This window comes from Clostridium tagluense (assembly GCF_003865095.1).
Classification (GTDB): domain Bacteria; phylum Bacillota; class Clostridia; order Clostridiales; family Clostridiaceae; genus Clostridium_AD; species Clostridium_AD tagluense.
Genome location: NZ_BHYK01000002.1, coordinates 234,074 through 250,665 on the forward strand (window position 1 = coordinate 234,074; position 16,592 = coordinate 250,665).

Below are 16,592 nucleotides of genomic sequence, written 5' to 3' on the forward strand. Positions count from 1 at the left end.
AAAGAAATAGGTCACCTAATAGCTAGGTGACCTATTTCTTTTATGATTTTTTTGAACTGTTATTTATTTTACTTTTAATACGAATATATGTGGTGTAAGTCTACCACTTTCAATTTTTATCTCTTGAAGAAGTTCAAGCTCTTCATTATCTACTAGAACTTCCCTAAATAATTGTTTTTCTATTGTATAAACAAAGGCCATTCCACCTGAGACTACAAGGCTAGGAATTTTTTTTGCAAATTCACTATAAAGCTCCGCATATTTGTTATGGGTGGCGGACTTATTGTCAAAAGGCATATTTGTTATAAGCTCATCAAAAAGGTAGGTAGTAGAAAAATCTAATATATCTTCATCTATTAAATCTATATTCACATTAGCTAATTTAGAATTTACTGTTGCAGCTGAAATAGCGGTTCTATATATATCCACGCCTGTTAAAGATTCTACCACAGCGAGTTTAGCTCTTTCAATAAGCATTGTTCCAGTACCACAAAAAGGGTCTATAACTCTCGCACTAGGTTTTAACCATTTTTCTATAGATTTCACTACAATAGCTGCAGTTACTGGATTTATAGAGGTAGCTATTTCATTTTTTCTATAGTCAAATCTATTATCTGCAAAGGAATATAGTTTTATAAATACGCTGCAGAGATTATTTCTTTCAACTATTCGAATTTCGACTTCATAGGAGGAGGGGCTATTTTTTAAACCTCCACAGGAAATTTCATCTAGTTCTCTTGATAAGTTTTTTACAAATTCTGAACGTTCGCGACTGGCATCCATAGTTTTAAATTCAACTCTGTACCAAAAAGGAGAATTAGAATCACATTCATGACACTGATTTAAGAAATCAACAACATTTGCATCTATAATTGCAGCTGCGATTACCTTATAATCAAATTGCAGCTCTTCACACTCATCTAGCGGAAATAAAAGTTCATAAAAGGTTCTGCAGGTGTAAACCTGATCTATATCATTCTCATAAATAAGAATACCATCATCTACAAGTCTACCGTCTATAGATTTTTCTTCAAGTTCCTTTAAAGTGTGTTGATACTGATAATTCATAACTGTGAGTATCATAGGTACTGCATTTTCAAATTCTTTAAATCCTTTAAATTCATGGCGTATAGGGGGGGATAATTTATCTATGGCCCTTGTAAGTGCAAGTTTTTCCTCATTAATATGTTTATTAGTTGTTATTAGTGAGTTATCCTCTCTGCAAGCTTTTTCGTTCATTACTACATCTTCAAACATTTTCTTTAACTTTTCTGCATCAAGAATGCTACCGCAGTTTCCTATGGCAAGTACATAAGAATATCTTACAAATAATTTATCCTCGGAGTTATAGGCATTATATAGTGCTTCTAAATATGCAGGATCTCCTAGTTCTCCAATAACACCACATACATTCTTTCTAACTTTTGGATCTGGATGTGAAAGAAGAGCGCTAAGTTTTTCTTTGGAATTACCAATGGTTCTTTTGAACATGCCCTTTGGTTTTTCTTTTTTTAAAATATCCCTCATAACAGAAAGAATTGCCCTTGGGTCCTCTTCAGTTATTATTTTTGACCATAACATTGGAATTGCATTATTATAATCTAAGGAAAGCTTATTTACTATTGCAGATCTCTGTTTATCATCTGCGGTTTTTAGACTCTCTAAGAGAGCTGTAACTGTATCATTTATTTCTATCATTTGTTTCCCTCCTGTAGTTCGCTGGGGCACAAAACAATTATTAATTGTTTTGCCTCTTATGTTTTAATTTAATAACTTTAATTATACCTTATATTTTGTGGTAATGGGGGGATATTAGTGTTTTATCTGTTTTTATTATAAGTATGGTATTATATTGGTGACTATGAGTTTTAAAAGTGCGTACTTACATTAAAACAATATAGTAGTATAATCATAGATATTCAAAAATAAGAAGACGGAGGAGTTTAATATGAATGAAACTTTAAAAAATATAAGAAATAGAAGAAGTACTAGGGCTTTTTTACCAGAGCAGCTTAACGATACAGATGTGCAAGATATAATAGAGGCAGGTATTTATTCACCAAGTGCTACAAATAATCAACCATGGCATTTTACAGTAATACAAAGAAAAGATATTATAGACAGATTAAATGACGCTTTTAAAAATATTGCAAGTAAATCAGAAAATGAGTATATTAGAAGGTTTGCTGATAATGAAAAATTCCATGTGTTTTACAATGCACCAACAGTTGTATTGGTATCTGGAGACAAAAACAATGAGGCTGCCTCAGTTGATTGCGCAGCAGCAACAGAAAACATGTGTATAGCAGCAGAATCCTTAGAAATTGGTGGCTGTTGGATTGGTCTTATTGCACATTTACTAAATAGTGAAGAAGGCGCAGAATGGGTTAAGGAACTTGAAATACCAGAGGGTTTTAGACAAATACATGCATTGTGCCTCGGATATAAAAAAATTCAGGTAACTAATGCACCAAAAAGGAAAGAAAACACAGTAAATTACATAAAATAACAATAAATCCAGCAGAATTAAATAATTTTGCTGGATTTTTGTTGTAAATGGGTAATTAAAATTATTGAAGGCCTTGCTTACTTTATATGAAACATAAGTTAAGCTAATAGATAAGTGGGTATCTATTCCTAATTTCTATAGGTATTTACAAATACGGAAAAGTGGTATATACTAAAGAAGTTGATTAACATGCTTCATTAGCTCAGTTGGCTAGAGTACCTGACTCTTAATCAGGGTGCCCAGGGTTCGAATCCCTGATGTAGCACCAGCATAAATACAGATGTCTCAATGGTTTGAGGCATCTGTTATTTTTTTACTCTTTTTTGAAAATAGCTAATTGGTGTTTATTATTACGAAAATACACTGAAAATTACTATAAAATACTACGAGAAAGCAGAGGTTTTATTATCCATGTTTTTTATTTTGTTGTTTTTTATTAAATAGGTTTTCAAGTTTATCCGCTGCAACTTTGTCTGATTTCTTTAAACTGTGACTATATATATCCATAGTCGTTGAAGTTCTAGCATGACCTAGTCTTTTAGATACTGTACTTGGATCTACATTCTGGCTAATTAATATCGTAGCAGAGGTATATCATTTTATATAATTTGCAATTTGCTTTATGCCATCAAACTTCTTTTCAAAACATGCATATCATCCATTTTATTCCATTCATCGCGAGGACACACCCACCCATTGAATTTCTTTAAATAGTTTTTTGTATCTTGATTGGCTTGATCTAATTTTCTATCTTATCCAGGTGCCAATTATATCTTTTATAAGTCTTTTGTATTTCATCAGCACTCAAACCCATTTCGATTAATTTATCAAGAATAGCTTCTTTTTTATTCATGATTCCCTCCTTGATTTTAATTCACACTATTCTCTTACCGATACACATGCATTTTGTTTTTCTGTAGGTGTTTTTTCTGAAATACCTTTAAAATCTTTGGAAAATATTTCAAGTCATTGCTATTGACATAAGAAAGGAGCTGTTTTATACTAATAGTAGGACTTGATTGTTGCTGACTACCCAACTGTGCATTTTGTATAGTGGTACCAGTTAAGGCATCAAGTTTTTCTATTTTTTACTAGTTTAGATATATCCTTAGTCTCATTTTTATCACGGTGTGTAGTAAGTACTAGCATATTTTTAATAATACATATTAAAAAAAGTGTTCCAACAAACTATAGTATTATGATGCACGATATAATCAACGTGGAACAGGCAGAAACACAGTTAAAGCATCTGGCAATTGTAACACCATTCAATGATAGTTTATTGATACACTTCCTATAGTGCCGAATTAAAGATATGGTGATATAATTTATTTATAAGTTACATCGGGATATTTTTGAAAGACGACATAAAAATACCGCAAAATTCAATAATGTGTACCCTTTGTCAAGGACATATAAAAATACTACAGTGAACTAAGTAGATGATTTATGTATTGAACAGGAGTCATCCTTTCCAATGCCCACTGATATCTATAATTATTATAGTAACTCATATAGTCTTTAATTTCCTTTTTAAGATCGTCTAAAGTTTCACATGTCTTTATATTTGCTTCATCTTTAAAGTGTTCGAAGAATGATTCTTGTGGCGCATTATCCCAACAGTTACCACGCCTTGACATAGATTGTCCTAGCGCATAACTTTTTACTAGCTTTTGGAACTTTGGGCTTGTATAGTGTATTTTCTAACTGAAAATTCCCCCATATTATAATCGAAAAATTCCCCCACCCTTATATCAATTGATAGCTCATGTGGGTTGCCATTGCCATTGAGCCTCTGTGCATATGGTTATATGCCATTAACCAAGCCATTGTAAACAATGCCTTAGCAATAGGTATAGGCTACCACATGCACTCTCAATGTAAATGGTACGCTTCGCCAACCCACACTAAAATTCTCAATTGCAAATCAGGTGGGGGAATAATTCAATTATAAAGTGGGGAAGTTTTCAATTAGAATATACACTAACAAAGAAAATAGCCTATATCTTTAATTAACAAGTAAATTAAGATATAGACTTTATAAAAAAACATGCTTATATATTTTAAAATAGTTTGGTTGTTTTTTTTCATACCTTTTTATCTAAACTAAAGACTACTAATTTCTTTTAGACTTTTATTTTTTATCCAATGTTTCATTGATCTTCTCTGCAATCTTCTCCTTGTTATTATCAACCTTATCATTTAAATCCCCTTTTTGGTACTGAAGTTTCCCTTTAAGCTCCGTCTCTTGGCTCCCGGTGGCCCTTCCTACACCCTCCTTAGCTTTTCCTATAACTTTATCCTTTGTGTTCTCAATTTTGTTTTTTAAATCTGACATTTTCCAACTCCATCTATTTTATCCGAATTCCAAGTTTATTTATTACATTCCTATTGTTTTTTATAAAAATATTTACCAGCCTTCATTGGTACCTTCTTACTTGCATCTGGCTCTGCCGTTTTACTATCTTCACGGGTGATCATTTAATATATACTTTTATTAACTCATAATTTCTCTATCTATTAGTTTTTCTGTAACAAAAAAGAAAACAATTATAATTAATGTATAGAATATTACACCATAACCAATTAAGTTTAATAACGACAGGTCAGGGGTCTCTGTAGCAATGAAACAAAAACGGCAATGGTAAATACAATTTATACCATTGCCGTTTAATTAATTAGTTCTTTATCAACATACACATTTACACCAATATATAGTTATATTAAAAAAATGTAGATTCTCGCTCACTGGTTTTAGCGTAAATGTTCATTGAAATTCTCTTCATCGATCCAGTATCCCTGTTGATTATAATGTTGATACAGTCCATTCTCGTAATCTCGGGTTAACAGAACTTCATCTGTGTATTCCGGTGACTGCTTTATGTCATCACGAAGAAGAGTGATAAATACTTTAGATTCATCCCAACTAATGCGTTCTATCCATTTTGGTGAAATAAGAACCTTTTTCCCCGGCCACCAATTCTTTGTATCAATTATTAGGTAACGAATCGCCAATGTTTTATCATCAACATGTCCAATTGTGACATCTGTAGCTTGGATGTCGTAGCCAATTACATCGCTAGCCATGTGTAAACGGTTTTCCCGCTGTTCGTGAACTTGAGGTGATCCCATTAATTTTTCTTGGTCTTGACCACTCTCTATGCGAGGAGAAAGTCCATACGTTCCCCACATGTTTGGTCCACCCCAATATATTGGCCATTTATAATACTTATAGTAATCCTCTTCGAATTGTTGTGATATAAATTCATCATTATACAAAGACGGACTATTTTCAATCTGATTCTTGGTGAGATTAATGGTGATGGATTGTTCTTCTTTATTAACCCCGGCCAAAGCATACGGTGAGATTATTACTTGTCTACCAGTTAACCAATTTCCTGTGTTTACAATCAAATAGCGAATTGTCCAAAAGTGGTCATCAAAATAGAATTCTTTGACCTTACCTATTTCTCCGTCTATACAGCTTAATTTGTAATTCTTTAGTGTTTTGGCCTTGTTTAACATAATAACATCCCTTTCATATTTTATTTTTTCGTAAAATGCCTCTGTGTTATATTTAAAATAACACTTTTTATTATCGTCCTCTTCTACCAATAACATCAAAAACGAATAATATAACAGCTATGACAATTAATGCGTGTATCAGGCCACCACCAATATTAAGCACCAGCCCCAATAACCAGAAAATTATTAATATTCCTGCTATCCAACGTAAGAATCCCATACAGATATCACTCCTTTATAAATTATTTTTTAAAAAAAGGTGTTAATACCTAAATTTTACGTCTAATACTACACAAATTTAAATTTACGGAAAACTTAGAAAATTATAGTTATAGTATCACTAATGCGCCATATTTCAATCTTTTTCGACAATTAATGTAGGCTGTTTCAATATTTTACATGTTTATTGGGTTATACAAATTCAAGCGCTCATTAAAACTTATACGAACTTTGTTACTATATTTTAAGGGTTGATTTTTCTTGATTCTAATAAATTAGAGAATAGTACTTTTTATAGCGGCATTCTATCAGTTGGCAGATAAAAACATAGTCTCTGGTATCCATACTTTGGATGATGTTAATGAAACTAGAGATTATTTAGATGTTTTTGATTTCATAATTGAAACATCATATCAATCATTATCTTTGCAGTTAACAGGAACCAGGCGAAAGCGATGAAATAAAAAATTCTGTTCAATTAATTATGGAGTAAGTTTTCAATTGTTCAAGAAGAGTGAGGTTCGAGGACAAAATGCTAAGCCACTTTTCAGTTATTAGACATCAATAGTAAACAATAACTTCCAGTTATTGTAACGTACCCCGAGGTCGTAGTAAAAACTGGAAGTTTTTACTTTCTAAAATTAAGTGAATCTGCAACAAAATTACTATATTTAAGAATTTTGTTGAAATTTGTCGGAAATTATGGTATGATACTTAATATAGATTAGTAGAATATTGTGATGAATTGGTTGTAAAGACCGTGATATAAATAGTAATTCAAAAATAAAAGGGAGCGTGATTTGTATATTAGGTATAATTGGTGGAGTAGTTGTCATAATTATAATACTCAAAGTCCTCCATATTTTTTAGTTGTTATTTTATTAATCAATAACTAAAAACCACAATAAGCGAAAGCAACAAAAAATAAAGAGAGATTTTAAAAAAAGTATAATACATTAAACTATAACCTATAGACTATACACTTAAAAAAGTATTTAGCCTATAGGTTTTTTATTGTAACGTACAGAAATAAGAAAAGAGAAATTTAGAAAACAAGCTAGTTTGGAGGCGAAAATGAAAATTGATAAAAAATTATTACAATACTGCTTATATTCCACGGTTACCGTACTTCTAATATACATTGGTATAGCAATTTTAAATAATATAGGAGGTATACTTTCTTTATTATTCAGCACATTAGGGAAAATTATTGGAGTTCTGAAACCGCTTCTTACTGCACTAGTTATCGTGTACTTATTGAAACCATGTGTGAACATTGTACAAAATTTTTTTGAAAAGAAAGAAATATTAAAAAAACACGCTTCTAGAAAATTAGTGGGAATTTTAGCAGTGTATATATTGATATTAGTTGGTTTTATAGCTACCATTATTGGAATATATATAATGATTGGTGGAAAATTTTCTAAAAATATGAACATAACTAATATGACGTTAGACATCACTGATTATTTAAAGAATTCAGCATCGTTAGTTAATTCTAATGTTGATAAATTAGAACAATCAAATATTTCAATACTAGGAGGGTTAAAAGATAAGATTAACCAAATTATAAATTATGTGCGATCGTATTTTTTTACAAGTATAGGGGTAATGGTAAATTCTATTGTATCTATAGGCTCCAACATAGCTTCATTTATTATAGCTATAGTATTAAGCATTTATATAATACATGATTCTAATTATTTTATGAATTTATGGAATAAAATGTTTAATCTTATATTCGCGAAAAGTAAAGCAGGAGTTAGATTTAAAGAAATATTATGTATTATAGATGATACCACTCATAATTACATAAGAGGACAATTACTAGAGGCTTGTTTTGTAGGAGTTTTATCAGCCGCTATACTGTATTTTATTGGAATAGATTATGCTTTAATAATAGGGGTCATTTCGGGTATTTGTAACATGATACCATTTATTGGACCCTTGGTGGGAACTTTTCTGGCAGTAATTGCAACGCTAACAACTGGACAGCCTATTTCAGCAGTATGGGCAATTATTGGAATGTTTGTAGTTCAACAAGTTGATAATAACTTGTTGGCACCTAAAGTTATTGGAAATAGTGTGGGATTACATCCAGTATTTATTATGATGGCAATTATTATAGGTGGAAATGTAGGTGGACTTATAGGGATGCTGATAGCTGTGCCTGTTGTTGCTTCTATTAAAATAGTACTTAGTAAGTGGTATGCTTCTCATATGGAGCGATCCACTACCTTATAACTAAAAAAGAATTAAAGTACCCAAGGACCAGATACCTTACATAGATTGGGAATAATATGGACAAGCTATATTGATAATGGTTAAGGAGTATAATCTCCGTGAAGAAATAACTACCATCAAATCTTTGTTAAAATAATTTAAATAATATGAAGGAGTAATAAACTTTAAAAGAAAGTTTATTACTCCCTTTTAATTTTTCTTGAAAATAATTGTGATAAACGAAATTATCTGGATTTCTTATCTTTTATCCATCTAGTCTTATCTTTTGTTTTCCATTCGCGGGGTTAAAACCACCGTCTTTAGACGGTATATGCTTCTAGCCTTTTAAGAAACTAAAAAGTTGACCATACTTAGCAAAATAAATTGCTTGCAATTTGATCAGGTCCCCCCTCGTGGGTCTTTGTAAATAAATGGTCCGTTCTTTCTTTTTTAATATTAAAGTAATTGATTTCGAATTTAGTTGTATTCCGACTTAATATAACGCGGGGGAAGTACCCCTTTTCTTATATCATCAAAAATAACTTTATGATCATATACATCAGAGAAAATATAATAATCAGCCAAATTCTTAGAATAAGCTTCCATAAAAGCTTGCATCTTACCCATATAGGGGGTTGTGTAGTAATGGAACAGAAAACCGGTATAAGAACAGAAAATAGTGGTATTCATCTTTTTCAAATTTAATTGTATAGTTAATAAAAAATATGTTTTAATTTTTTATAATGTGAAAGTAACATATTGTATTGACTTGTTACTTTCAATGTATTATAAATTAAAAATTAATGTAAAAGTATGAATAATAGGAAGTTTATAAATTTGGTTCTTTTTTATTATGTAATGAAGTGCTTTTGTTTCTATTAATACTTATAAACTTATAAAGTTCGTATTTCATACTAAAAACGAACTATGGCTATATTACTAACTTTAATAACTTACTTAAATGCTATACGAACTTTAGCTATATGTAATACGAACTTGAACATATAATCAGGGTGCCAGGGTTCAAATCCCTGATGTAGCACCAATATAAATAACAGATGATTCATTAATTTGAAACATCTGTTATTTTTTTTATGCTCTTTATTAAAAAAATACTAATTTAGCTAATCTTAATTAGTTCTTTAACTTCATACAATTGTTTCAGTGAAACTGTTATATGAAAATGTTTTTTTATAGAGCAATGTAAAAAATCAATTTATGACATACTAATATTATCACTAGGCAAGTGGGAAAAATGCACAACTAAAAGTTCTAGTAATGCAATATTTGTGATATAATTAATTTGTGACAGTATTTATAAAACAAAACATAAATTGTAAGGGGGAGAAAAAATCATGGATTCGTACACATTTTTAATTATACCAGGAATAGTGTTAGTATCAATATTCTTAATTGCTTATGGCATAGGGTTTACAAGCATAGGAACAGATGAAGTAGGTATTGTGGAGAAGTGGTGGAGTATGAGTGGTTCAGTGCCTTCAGACGGGTTAATAGCACTTAAAGGAGAAGCGGGTTATCAACCAGAAGTACTAAGGGCTGGTGTTCACTTTAAAACGCCCTTTAAGTACAAGGTTAAAAAGGTAAGGCTGGTAACTATACCACAAGGTCAAATAGCTTATGTATTTTCAAGGTCAGGAGAAAGCTTAGGAGATGGTCAAACGCTAGGTAAGGTCATACCAGAATGTAAATCATTCCAAGATGTTGTAGCATTTTTAAAGAATGATGGGCAAAAGGGACCACAGAGACAGATTCTTCGTGAGGGTACGTATGCATTTAACTTAGCACAATTTATTATAATCACGAAAGACAAGGTACATTCAATATTTACTTCAAAGGATGAGACAGCACAAATAGAAACAATGCGAAGTGATTTATCTAGAGTAGCTGGATTTAGTCCTGTACTTATATCAAGTTCAAAAGTCTCTGAGCAAATTAGCCAACAGGACGATGGTAGTGAAATGCCAGTTGCTAATAAGAGAATAGGTAGTAATTCAGGTAGTCGCGATACTATAGGTATTGTAACTATTAATGAGGGACCAACGCCTGACAATGGAGCGATTATAGCACCTATTGTTGGTGATGGTATAAATAATGAGTTTTATCATAATAATTTTCAAGAACCAGAAAAATTCTTAGCTGCAAATGGTAGAAAAGGTAAGCAGATGCAAGTACTTACGGATGGAGTTTACTTCATTAATAGAATGTTTGCAAGTGTGGATATAGTACCTAAAAGTATAATAGATATCGGTTATGTAGGAGTTGTAGTAAGTTATTTTGGTGATAAAGGTGAAGATGTTTCAGGTACAGGGTACTCTCATGGAGAACTTGTAGAACAAGGTAAAAAGGGTATTTGGAGAGATTCCATGATGCCAGGAAAGTATGCATTTAATACTTATGCTGGTAAAGTTATGCCAGTTCCTACTACCAATGTAATATTAAAATGGATTACTGGTCAAAGTGGGGTACACAAGTTAGATGACAATTTAAAAGAAATTAATTTAATAACTAAAGACGCTTTTGAGCCAAATCTACCTTTAACAGTAGTATTTAATATTGATTATAGAAAAGCTTCATCAGTTATACAAAGGTTTGGGGATATTAAAATGCTAATTGAGCAATCCCTTGACCCAATGATAGCTGGTTACTTTAAGAATATTGGACAAACGAAAACTCTTATTGAACTAGTTCAAGACAGAAGTCAGATTCAACAACAAGCGGCAGATGAAATGAAAGAAAAGTTTAAACTTTATGATTTGGAACTACAAGAAGTACTAATTGGAACACCAGCTGCTTCATCTAGTGATACAAGAATTGATAAAATCCTTGCTCAGCTTAGAGATAGGCAAGTGGCTATGGAAGAGATTAAAACTAATGAAGCTAAGCAAAAATCTGCTGAAAAGCAAAGAGAATTAAATGAAGCCCAAGCAAAAGCAATGGCGCAATCAGCACTTACTCAATCAAGTATTGATATAGAGGTAGCTGATAATAAAGGTAAATCAGAATTAAGACTTGCAGAACAGTTAGCCTTCAAAACTCAGAAACTTGCTGAAGCAGACAAGTATAAGAGAACTCAAGAAGCGGATGCTGAAAGATACACTAGAGAAGCGCAAGCTGCAGCACAAGCGAAAACTATAGAATTAACAGCTACGGCAAATGCTAAGCAAGTAGAATTACAAGCAAGTGCAGAAGCATTCAAACTTGAAAAAGTAGGTAATGCAACAGCACTTAATATTAAAGCAGTTGCAGATGCTACAGCTGAGCAAGAAACAAAGGTAGGTATTGCAAAGGGAGCAGCAGCAAGGGCTTTAGTTGATGCATATGGTGGCCCAGAGTTACAAGTACAACAAAGTGTCATGATAGCATTTGCAGAGGCATTAAAGATAAGCAAGTCTCCGCTTGTACCACAAACTGTAATAATGGGTGGTACTGATGGAAAAACACCTAACGCAATGGAAGGAATAATGAGTATGGTGCTAGCAAATATGGCAAGTGAAAAAAATTCAATAGTATCAAAGCCTATAGAAAATATAATTGTTAAAGAGGTAATAAAACCAGAAAGTGATTAATATAAAGAAAAAAATCAGTAGAATAATATTCTGCTGATTTTTTTTATGTCACTTTCAACCTTGGTGGTACAATTTCCTACAAGTTTTTATTCAAAAGTTACATAAGTGTGAATTTTATTATTGCAATATTCCAAAGATTATTATAATATATAATTATCGGAATAAATTAACAATATTTACAGGGGGAATTATAATGAATAAAACCTTTGATTACAGTAAGTTGGATAGCATATTAATCAATCATGAATTTAAATCCTGCAATATTATTGCAATATTACAGGATACGCAAGAAATCTATAGGTATTTACCTAAGGAAATATTTGCATATCTGTCAGAAAAGCTTGGAATGAGCAGAGCGAAAATATATAGTGTAGCAACTTTTTATGACAACTTTTCTTTAGAACCTAAAGGCAAATATGTTATAAAAATATGTGACGGGACAGCCTGTCATGTAAGGAAGTCTATTCCCATATTAAATAAGCTAAGGGATGAATTAGGGCTTTCCGACTCTAAGATTACAACGGATGATTTAGTGTTTACTGTAGAAACAGTATCATGTTTAGGTGCCTGTGGGCTTGCACCGGTTATAACAGTTAATGAAAAGGTACATGGTGCTATGACTCCAGAAAAAGCAAAATTGCTTTTAAATACACTTAAGGAGGAGAAATAATATGCTTCTTAACAGAAATGATTTAATTGATATTAGAAATGAGTATAAGGATAGTCTTGATATGCAAAAGAAAAAAATTCTTATATGTGCTGGTACTGGATGCATTGCAGGGGGGGCCTTGGAGATTTATGATGAACTTGTTAGGTTAATGGAAGAGAAGGGAATAAATTGCGCAATAAGTCTTGAAAAAGAACCACATGATGAATCAGTTGGGATCAAAAAAAGTGGATGTCATGGATTTTGCGAAATGGGTCCTCTTGTAAGAATTGAGCCTTGGGGATATTTATATATAAAAGTAAAACCTGAAGATTGCGCCGACATCATAGAAAAAACTATACTTAATAATGAATGTGTGGAGAGGCTTGCATATACGAAAGACGGAAAAATACATAAAAAACAAGAGGAAATACCTTTTTATAAAAAACAAACTAGAATTGCGCTTGAACATTGTGGACATATTGATGCTACTTCCATAGAAGAATATTTTGCGCTAGGTGGATATAGCGCAGTGGAAAAAGCATTATTCGATATGAATTCTGAGGATATTATTAAACAAATCGAAGAGTCAAATTTGAGAGGGCGTGGAGGCGGTGGTTTTCCTACAGGGCGTAAGTGGTCTCAGGTAAAACTTCAAAAGGAACCTACAAAATATATTGTGTGCAATGGTGACGAAGGTGATCCAGGGGCATTCATGGACAGAAGTGTAATGGAGGGAGACCCTCATAGAGTACTTGAAGGAATGATTATTGCAGCAGTTGCTTGTGGTGCGCAGGAAGGATATATATATGTGAGAGCCGAGTATCCTCTGGCTGTAAATAGGCTTAAAAATGCTATTAGCCAGGCGAGAAGTTATGGAATTTTAGGTGATAATATTCTTGGAACAAGCTTTAGCTTTGATATTAAAATCAACAGAGGAGCAGGTGCCTTTGTATGTGGTGAGGGAAGTGCTCTTACAGCTTCAATTGAAGGCAAAAGAGGTATGCCAAGGGTAAAACCACCAAGAACAGTTGAGCAAGGACTTTTTGGCAAGCCAACAGTACTTAATAATGTTGAAACCTTTGCTAATGTGCCTTCTATCATTACTAGAGGAGCTCAGTGGTATAAAACTATTGGAACGGAGAAAAGTCCAGGAACAAAAGCCTTTGCATTAACAGGTAATATTGAAAACACGGGACTTATTGAGGTACCAATGGGTACAACTTTAAGAGAAATAATATTCGATATAGGTGGAGGAATCAAAAATGGCAAAAAGTTTAAGGCGGTACAAATAGGAGGTCCCTCTGGTGGATGTCTTATTAGCACAAATCTTGATTTGCCACTAGATTTTGATTCGCTAAAAAAAGTAGGAGCAATGATAGGTTCCGGTGGTCTTGTGGTTATGGATGAAGATACCTGTATGGTTGAGGTTGCAAAATTTTTTATGAATTTTACACAAAATGAATCTTGTGGTAAGTGTGTTCCCTGTCGCGAGGGTACTAAAAGAATGCTAGAAATTCTTGAAAGAATCGTAGCAGGTAAGGGAGTGCTCTCCGATATAGACTTGCTGCTAGAACTTGCGGATACTATAACAGCAACAGCGCTATGTGGCCTTGGAAAAACAGCTGCATTACCAGTTGTTAGTACTATTAAAAATTTCCGTGAGGAGTATGAAATGCATATAATTCAAAAGAAATGTCCTTCAAAAACCTGTGTTAAGCTTAAAACAATATTTATTGAAGCTGAACTTTGCAAAGGTTGCTCAAAGTGTTCAAGAATTTGCCCAGTTAACGCAATTTCAGGCAAGATTAAAGAGCCTTTTAAAATTGATCAAAATAAGTGTATTAAGTGTGGTGCTTGTATTGAAGCCTGTTCATTTAAAGCTATAAAGGAGGATTAAGACAATGAATGGAGAGTTTATGATTATAGATGATATACCTGTAGAGATAAATGGAGAAAAAAATATTCTTGAATTAGTTAGAAAAGCTGGTATAGATTTACCCACTTTTTGTTATTATTCTGAGCTTTCAGTCTATGGTGCTTGCCGTATGTGTATGGTAGAAAACAAATGGGGAGATATGGAAGCATCATGCTCTACTCCTCCAAGAGCGGGTATGGAAATACACACTAATACTCCAAGACTTAGAAAATATAGAAAAATGAATCTTGAACTATTACTTTCAAATCATTGTAGAGATTGTACTACCTGTGAAAAAAATGGTCATTGTAAGCTTCAAGATTTATCACAACGCTTTGGAATTAAGCAAGTAAGATTTAATAATACTTCTGAAGAAAGACAAATAGACAATTCATCTGCATGTATTGTACGGGATAAAAGTAAGTGTATCTTATGTGGTGATTGTGTTAGAGTTTGTGAAGAAGTACAAAATATTGGAGCTATTGATTTTGTTAAAAGAGGTTCAAAAATGACTGTAACTACTGCTTTTGATGAGCCTATAGCAGATTCCAATTGTGTTGGCTGTGGTCAGTGTGCGGCGGTCTGTCCTACAGGGGCCATTGTAGTGAAAAATGATACAGCGAGACTTTGGGAAGACATTAGTGATAAGGATACAAAGGTTGTAGTTCAGATTGCTCCTGCAGTACGAGTGGGAATTAGCCAGGAACTGGGACAAAAAGATGGAGAAAACGTAATGGGCAAAATAGTAAGTGCTCTTAGAAAAATGGGCTTTGATGAGGTGTTTGATACTTCCACAGGAGCGGATCTTACAGTACTCGAGGAAACTACAGAGTTTCTTTCAAGACTTGAAAAAAATGAGAAATTGCCACTATTTACATCTTGTTGCCCTGCTTGGGTAAACTATGTAGAAAATACTTATCCAAGTTTAATGAAGAATGTTTCTACTTGTCGTTCACCTATGCAAATGTTTTCTTCAGTACTCAAGGAACACTACAAAAACTCTAATAAAAGAGTTGTATCTGTGGCAATTATGCCTTGTACAGCAAAAAAATCCGAAGCAAAAAGAGATGAGTTTACAGAGGATGGAGTTTCTAGTGTAGATTATGTAATAACTACACAAGAGCTTATCCAAATGATAAAAGAATCAGGAATTGTATTTTCAGAGGTAGAGCCTGAGGCAGTTGATATGCCATTTGGTGTTAGTAGTGGAGCTGGAGTTATATTTGGGGTAACAGGTGGAGTTACTGAGGCTGTAATACGTAGAGTCTTAGATGATAAATCAACTTCCACATTACGCGCTCTTGCTTTTAATGGCGTACGTGGTATGGCGGGAGTTAAAGAAACTAGTATCACTGTGGATAACCGTGTAATAAATATAGCAGTAGTAAGTGGACTTAAAAATGCTGATGAGCTTATAAAAAGAATCCAATCGGGTGCTGCTCATTATGATTTCATTGAGGTTATGGCATGTCCAGGAGGATGTATTTGTGGCGCAGGACAACCATTTGCAAAAGCTGAGGGCAAATTAAAACGTGGTGCTGGACTATATGAAGCAGACAGAATGAGTAGCATTAAGCGTTCAGAGGAAAATCCAGTAATGATGTCATTGTATCAAGGAATTCTAAAAGGTAAGGTTCACAAGCTGTTACATGTAGATTACAAAGGGAAGGAGTGATTTTTGTGATAGATTTAAGTGTTTGTGTAGGTAGCGCATGCCATATTAAAGGATCTTACAATGTCATTAATAACTTTCAGCAAATTATTGAAGAATATAACCTGGCAGACAAGGTACAACTAAAAGCAATTTTCTGCTTAGGTCATTGTACAAAGGGAGTATCTGTAAAAATAGATGACGGTGAAGTTTATAGTGTTTCAGGAGCTACTTCTAGAAAGTTTTTTGAAACAGAGATATTGCCAAAATTAATAATAAAAAAATGATTTAATAGAAGAAAAAAAGACTATCAG

Annotated in this window: 13 protein-coding genes, 1 tRNA gene and 1 pseudogene; 10 read left to right on the top strand and 5 right to left on the bottom strand. The window is 32.8% G+C overall.

Annotation, left to right across the window (positions count from 1 at the left end; genetic code table 11):
- Positions 1 to 63 precede the first annotated feature (63 nt).
- Positions 64 to 1,698, bottom strand: a complete 1,635-nt coding sequence (locus Ctaglu_RS02550) for a HEAT repeat domain-containing protein (RefSeq protein ID WP_124997749.1) — start codon at positions 1,696 to 1,698, stop codon at positions 64 to 66.
- Positions 1,699 to 1,948: 250 nt separating this feature from the next.
- On the opposite strand from Ctaglu_RS02550, the gene Ctaglu_RS02555 reads away from it, so the two are divergent.
- Positions 1,949 to 2,509, top strand: coding sequence for a nitroreductase family protein (locus Ctaglu_RS02555; protein WP_124997751.1), 561 nt, complete (start codon positions 1,949 to 1,951; stop codon positions 2,507 to 2,509).
- 191 nt (positions 2,510 to 2,700) lie between these two features.
- Positions 2,701 to 2,777: transfer RNA gene (locus Ctaglu_RS02560), tRNA-Lys, on the top strand.
- Positions 2,778 to 3,933: 1,156 nt separating this feature from the next.
- On the opposite strand, the pseudogene Ctaglu_RS02570 reads toward Ctaglu_RS02560, so the two are convergent.
- From Ctaglu_RS02570 to Ctaglu_RS02585, 4 genes and pseudogenes are all read right to left on the bottom strand, one after another.
- Positions 3,934 to 4,209 (bottom strand): annotated as a pseudogene (locus Ctaglu_RS02570) (IS3 family transposase); the annotation flags it as partial.
- A 434-nt stretch (positions 4,210 to 4,643) separates the two neighbouring features.
- Positions 4,644 to 4,847 carry a CsbD family protein gene (locus Ctaglu_RS02575; protein ID WP_124997756.1) on the bottom strand — a complete coding sequence of 68 codons (204 nt, stop codon included), beginning with the start codon at positions 4,845 to 4,847 and terminating at the stop codon, positions 4,644 to 4,646.
- Between the two features lie 416 nt (positions 4,848 to 5,263).
- Positions 5,264 to 6,034, bottom strand: coding sequence for a PRC-barrel domain-containing protein (locus Ctaglu_RS02580; RefSeq protein WP_124997833.1), 771 nt, complete (start codon positions 6,032 to 6,034; stop codon positions 5,264 to 5,266).
- A gap of 70 nt (positions 6,035 to 6,104) precedes the next feature.
- A complete protein-coding gene (locus Ctaglu_RS02585) occupies positions 6,105 to 6,254 on the bottom strand; it encodes a lmo0937 family membrane protein (protein ID WP_124997758.1) in 150 nt (49 codons plus the stop codon).
- 311 nt (positions 6,255 to 6,565) lie between these two features.
- On the opposite strand from Ctaglu_RS02585, the gene Ctaglu_RS24985 reads away from it, so the two are divergent.
- The 8 genes from Ctaglu_RS24985 to Ctaglu_RS02620 all read left to right on the top strand — a co-directional run bounded on the left by Ctaglu_RS24985 (position 6,566) and on the right by Ctaglu_RS02620 (position 16,565).
- Entirely contained in the window at positions 6,566 to 6,712 is a 147-nt protein-coding gene (locus Ctaglu_RS24985; RefSeq protein ID WP_185732572.1) for a hypothetical protein, read from the top strand.
- A 42-nt stretch (positions 6,713 to 6,754) separates the two neighbouring features.
- Positions 6,755 to 6,811: a hypothetical protein gene (locus tag Ctaglu_RS02590; protein ID WP_233439668.1), complete on the top strand. Its 57-nt coding sequence runs from the start codon at positions 6,755 to 6,757 to the stop codon at positions 6,809 to 6,811.
- Positions 6,812 to 7,327: 516 nt separating this feature from the next.
- The gene (locus Ctaglu_RS02595; protein WP_124997760.1) at positions 7,328 to 8,497 is read left to right on the top strand and encodes an AI-2E family transporter; all 1,170 of its coding nucleotides are present in this window, start codon (positions 7,328 to 7,330) and stop codon (positions 8,495 to 8,497) included.
- 1,334 nt (positions 8,498 to 9,831) lie between these two features.
- Complete coding sequence (locus Ctaglu_RS02600) at positions 9,832 to 12,063, top strand: SPFH domain-containing protein (RefSeq protein ID WP_124997762.1); 2,232 nt, start codon at positions 9,832 to 9,834, stop codon at positions 12,061 to 12,063.
- A gap of 193 nt (positions 12,064 to 12,256) precedes the next feature.
- Complete coding sequence (locus Ctaglu_RS02605) at positions 12,257 to 12,733, top strand: complex I 24 kDa subunit family protein (protein WP_124997764.1); 477 nt, start codon at positions 12,257 to 12,259, stop codon at positions 12,731 to 12,733.
- Position 12,734: 1 nt separating this feature from the next.
- The gene (gene nuoF, locus Ctaglu_RS02610; protein ID WP_124997766.1) at positions 12,735 to 14,609 is read left to right on the top strand and encodes an NADH-quinone oxidoreductase subunit NuoF; all 1,875 of its coding nucleotides are present in this window, start codon (positions 12,735 to 12,737) and stop codon (positions 14,607 to 14,609) included.
- Positions 14,610 to 14,613: 4 nt separating this feature from the next.
- A complete protein-coding gene (locus Ctaglu_RS02615) occupies positions 14,614 to 16,302 on the top strand; it encodes a [FeFe] hydrogenase, group A (protein WP_124997768.1) in 1,689 nt (562 codons plus the stop codon).
- Between the two features lie 5 nt (positions 16,303 to 16,307).
- Positions 16,308 to 16,565 carry a (2Fe-2S) ferredoxin domain-containing protein gene (locus Ctaglu_RS02620; protein WP_124997770.1) on the top strand — a complete coding sequence of 86 codons (258 nt, stop codon included), beginning with the start codon at positions 16,308 to 16,310 and terminating at the stop codon, positions 16,563 to 16,565.
- Positions 16,566 to 16,592: the final 27 nt, after the last annotated feature.

What these genes read in the sequence shown, in the direction of transcription:
- Ctaglu_RS02580 (WP_124997833.1), bottom strand. Translation starts at nt 6,034, where the DNA reads ATGTTAAACAAGGCCAAAACACTAAAGAATTACAAATTAAGCTGTATA.
- Ctaglu_RS02575 (WP_124997756.1), bottom strand. Translation starts at nt 4,847, where the DNA reads ATGTCAGATTTAAAAAACAAAATTGAGAACACAAAGGATAAAGTTATA.
- Ctaglu_RS02595 (WP_124997760.1), top strand. Translation starts at nt 7,328, where the DNA reads ATGAAAATTGATAAAAAATTATTACAATACTGCTTATATTCCACGGTT.
- Ctaglu_RS02615 (WP_124997768.1), top strand. Translation starts at nt 14,614, where the DNA reads ATGAATGGAGAGTTTATGATTATAGATGATATACCTGTAGAGATAAAT.
- Ctaglu_RS02605 (WP_124997764.1), top strand. Translation starts at nt 12,257, where the DNA reads ATGAATAAAACCTTTGATTACAGTAAGTTGGATAGCATATTAATCAAT.
- Ctaglu_RS02555 (WP_124997751.1), top strand. Translation starts at nt 1,949, where the DNA reads ATGAATGAAACTTTAAAAAATATAAGAAATAGAAGAAGTACTAGGGCT.
- Ctaglu_RS02600 (WP_124997762.1), top strand. Translation starts at nt 9,832, where the DNA reads ATGGATTCGTACACATTTTTAATTATACCAGGAATAGTGTTAGTATCA.
- Ctaglu_RS02585 (WP_124997758.1), bottom strand. Translation starts at nt 6,254, where the DNA reads ATGGGATTCTTACGTTGGATAGCAGGAATATTAATAATTTTCTGGTTA.
- nuoF (WP_124997766.1), top strand. Translation starts at nt 12,735, where the DNA reads ATGCTTCTTAACAGAAATGATTTAATTGATATTAGAAATGAGTATAAG.
- Ctaglu_RS02550 (WP_124997749.1), bottom strand. Translation starts at nt 1,698, where the DNA reads ATGATAGAAATAAATGATACAGTTACAGCTCTCTTAGAGAGTCTAAAA.